Raw genomic sequence first — 3,273 nt, forward strand, 5'->3', positions numbered from 1 at the left:
CTTTACCATCAGGTCCGGCTGACGCGGCCCGCTGAGGACAATTCGGCGCGGGCCCGATGGTTCCGTGCTTCGGAGCCGAGAAGATAAGGCACCGAGGCAGGCCGTGCCGGGCCCGCCGCCGGCAAAAAACCGCCCCGGATGGGAGAACCGGGGCGGCAATTGTGGGAAGCAGTTCGGGTATCCGGGAACTGCACAGTCAGTAACTCGCCCGCGCGGGAAAAGTTTCCGGCCAGACCGATCATGCGTTCTACTTCGACGGCTGCGGCGGGACCTCGCCCGGCTTGATCACCGGCATCTGGCTGGTGTCGGCCGGCGGAGCGGTAGCGTTCTTGTCGCCCGTGGGCGGAGGCTTCAGCACACCGTCGCAAGGCGCCAGGCTGGCGGTCAGGTTGTTGGACTGATCATTGGCCTGCGCTTTCGGGGCCTGCGCTTTCGGCTGCTCGCCGGTCTGATTAGGGGTCGCGCTGGCGTCCGGTTTGACCTGGCAATCCTCGATCTGCGGATTCTCCAGCTGGGTCTGGGCCGCGGCAGTCGTTCCCGACATTTGGCCCGACATCAGGACAATGGCGAAGCCAAGAAGTGCTTTCTTCATTGGATCCTCCTTATGGATTCGGCAACCGCCGACGATCGGGGAGAGCCGTTCGCCTTGGCAGGCCGACGTCGACTCTGGCCCCGCTCGCCGTGTTTGCCACCGGGTGGCGGTGGGGCACCGGGGCATTCGTCATCCTCTTCTCGAGAGACAACGCTGTCGGAGAGACAACGCATGCCGGCCGAAAAGGTTGGCTTTCGGTAGAGGCTGCGGTCTCGGCAGGGCGTGGCGCACGTACATCAAAGTTAAATGCGCGAATGCTGCCGGAGTGCTAGTCGCTCGCAGTTCGGGGGGACTCTACGAGGAGAGTCCCATGGAAATTCGAGATCTGATCGGCACACTGTCCAGGTCATTTCTGCGCCAGGGTGCCCGGCGTCCGTGGCCGATCCAGTCTTTGCGCGCCGGCGTGCCGCTCAGGCCGCGTCCGCGCCCGCCGTACCGCCCGCAGCCGCCCAGCCGGCCGGCGAGCAATTAGCTTGCCGCTTATTCAGCGCCTGCCCGTGCAACCGGTCGGCGGCATCCTCGTTATGACGATCCAAAAACATGTGGTGGCAACGATGAGACCCTTTCGGACCAACAATCATCTTTTCATTCTGGCGGCAGCGGCGGTGACCGCGGCGCCCTTCGCGGGCCTCGCCTGGCGGGCTCAACAGTGGCTAGGATGGTGACCGGGGATGAGTAGATTCCTGCCGCTCACCATCCGCTTCGTCACTGGCGGCTCAATGGTGGTTTCGTCGATCGCCGACGCAAGGAAGGCCTTGGACGGAGCCTGGAAGAACAAGGAAGCGCCCGACTATTTGGCGGCGGCGCGGCTGGTGGACGACGCCATGGCGGGCATCTGCCGTCCGGCGGTCGCCTTCGACGCTTTCAAGCAGGCCGCCGCCCGGCAGGGCCTGCTGAGGACGGCCGACCCGAGCGCGGCACTCTCGATGCTCGACTCGCTGTGGTCTGGCGACGACCAAGGGCCGCCGCGCTGACGCGTTCTCACCTTGGCTCGTTCCTCATGCTGAGATAGGTCGGGTCGAATTCCGCAATGGCGACCAGACGGTTCCAGTCGAGGATGTCGATCAGGTGGTTGGTCCAGTTGATGACGTTCATGCGGCGCAACGTGCCGATGACCCGATTCATATGGACGACGGAGAGACCGAGCACATCGGCGAGTTCGGCCTGCGAAAGCGGCAGATTGAAGCTCATGACCCGCGTCTTCTTCACGGCCTGCAGCCTGACGAAGAGTTCGCATATCAGATGCGCCAGATGCGCGGTCTTGGAGCGGCGTCCCATGGCCACGATCCATTCCCGGTGGATGGCGCCGTCCACCAGCGTGTCCAACCAGAGCAGCCTCGTCAAATGCGGGGCCTTTTCGGTGATTTCCCGCAACTTGCTGTGCTCCGCAGCGATGATATGGCAGGGCGACAGCGCGACGATGCCATGGTCCATGGTCTTCAGGAGAAAAGCGTGCAGATCGACGAAATCGCCGGCAACATGGAGCGCAGTGAACTGCCGGCCGCCGTCCTCCAGCACCTTGTAGCGCGCGGCAATCCCGTCGACGATGAGGGTGCTGAAAGTCGGCCTTGATCCTTCGGCGACGAGATCCTCGCCAGCGACGAAATACTTCTCCACCGATGTGGCGCTGGCCAGCAACGCCTTCTCGCTTTCGGAGAGAGCATCGTGCTGACCCAGGTTCAGATAAAGGGGTTCCAGCATGCGCGGCCGCCCGTTGTGATTTTGCAAGGGCCTAACGTTGCAGAGCCGGGCCGGGTTGCAGCGGACCACCACACCGCCGGCCGCCGGCAAAGCAGTCCCCGGCCAAGACGGTCCGTTGGAACCATGATCGCGCGCAGGGATTGAACGTCCAGGTTGCGGCGGATGCTTTCGCGGATGGAACGCTTCTACTTCGATTTGTATAACACCGTGCACACGCAAATGGACAGCGAGGGGCAGCTCTTCTCCTCACCAGAAAACGCGCGAAAGGAGGCGCTCAGGATCTTGCAGGATGTCGCGCGCGACGAGATGCCGAACAGTGATAACCTCAAGATCACCATCAAAATGCGCACCGACAAGAGAGGCCAGATATTCGAGGCGTCCCTTACAGTCAAATCCGCCTGGAGCTGACCACGGAAGGCGCCAGCCGAGAGAAGCCGCGGCCCGAGCAACCATCCCGCCCGCGGCCGTTCCGCCTGTGGAGTACAAAGCATGTTCGGCGGTTTCGAAAGCGCGGAAGTCGATACGGGCGCGGCACGGACATTCATCCGGACTGCCGGCAGCGGCCCGGCGCTGCTCCTGCTGCACGGCTTCCCCGAAACGCATCTGATGTGGCGCGACGTGGCGCCGAAGCTGATCGACCGCTTTAGCGTCGTCTGCGCCGACTTGCGCGGCTACGGCAAAAGCTCCTGTCCGCCATCCGATCCGGATCATGCGCCCTACGCCAAGCGCGCCATGGCTGCCGACCTCGCGGCGCTGATGACGAAGCTCGGCTTTGGCCGCTTCATGGTTGCCGGCCACGATCGCGGTGGACGCGTTGCGTATCGCCTGGCGCTGGACCACCCGGACCGCGTCGAGAAGCTTGCCGTGCTCGACATCGTACCCACCGCCGATGTCTGGGACAGGGCCGACGCCCGGCTGGCGCTGGGCTATTGGCCCTGGTCGCTCTTGGCGCAAGCCGAGCCGCGGCCGCGGTCATGATC

At 64.0% G+C, this 3,273-nt stretch carries 4 protein-coding genes and 1 pseudogene; 3 read left to right on the forward strand and 2 right to left on the reverse strand.

Going from position 1 to position 3,273, the window contains the following annotated elements; genetic code table 11:
* Positions 1-247 precede the first annotated feature (247 nt).
* Positions 248-592, reverse strand: coding sequence for a hypothetical protein (locus tag EOA60_RS25230; protein ID WP_067322626.1), 345 nt, complete (start codon positions 590-592; stop codon positions 248-250).
* A 671-nt stretch (positions 593-1,263) separates the two neighbouring features.
* Between EOA60_RS25230 and EOA60_RS25235 the strand changes: the two genes are divergently transcribed.
* Positions 1,264-1,566 carry a DUF982 domain-containing protein gene (locus EOA60_RS25235; RefSeq protein ID WP_095824503.1) on the forward strand — a complete coding sequence of 101 codons (303 nt, stop codon included), beginning with the start codon at positions 1,264-1,266 and terminating at the stop codon, positions 1,564-1,566.
* 7 nt (positions 1,567-1,573) lie between these two features.
* Here EOA60_RS25235 and EOA60_RS25240 read toward each other — a convergent pair whose 3' ends face one another.
* Entirely contained in the window at positions 1,574-2,293 is a 720-nt protein-coding gene (locus EOA60_RS25240; RefSeq protein ID WP_066998395.1) for a Crp/Fnr family transcriptional regulator, read from the reverse strand.
* A gap of 174 nt (positions 2,294-2,467) precedes the next feature.
* Here EOA60_RS25240 and EOA60_RS25245 point away from each other — a divergent pair, with 174 nt between their 5' ends.
* The gene (locus tag EOA60_RS25245; protein WP_095784272.1) at positions 2,468-2,701 is read left to right on the forward strand and encodes a hypothetical protein; all 234 of its coding nucleotides are present in this window, start codon (positions 2,468-2,470) and stop codon (positions 2,699-2,701) included.
* A gap of 81 nt (positions 2,702-2,782) precedes the next feature.
* Positions 2,783-3,256, forward strand: a pseudogene (locus EOA60_RS25250) (alpha/beta fold hydrolase); the annotation flags it as partial.
* Between the last annotated feature and the right edge of the window lie 17 nt (positions 3,257-3,273).

Source organism: Mesorhizobium sp. M1A.F.Ca.IN.020.06.1.1, assembly GCF_004023265.1.
GTDB lineage: Bacteria > Pseudomonadota > Alphaproteobacteria > Rhizobiales > Rhizobiaceae > Mesorhizobium.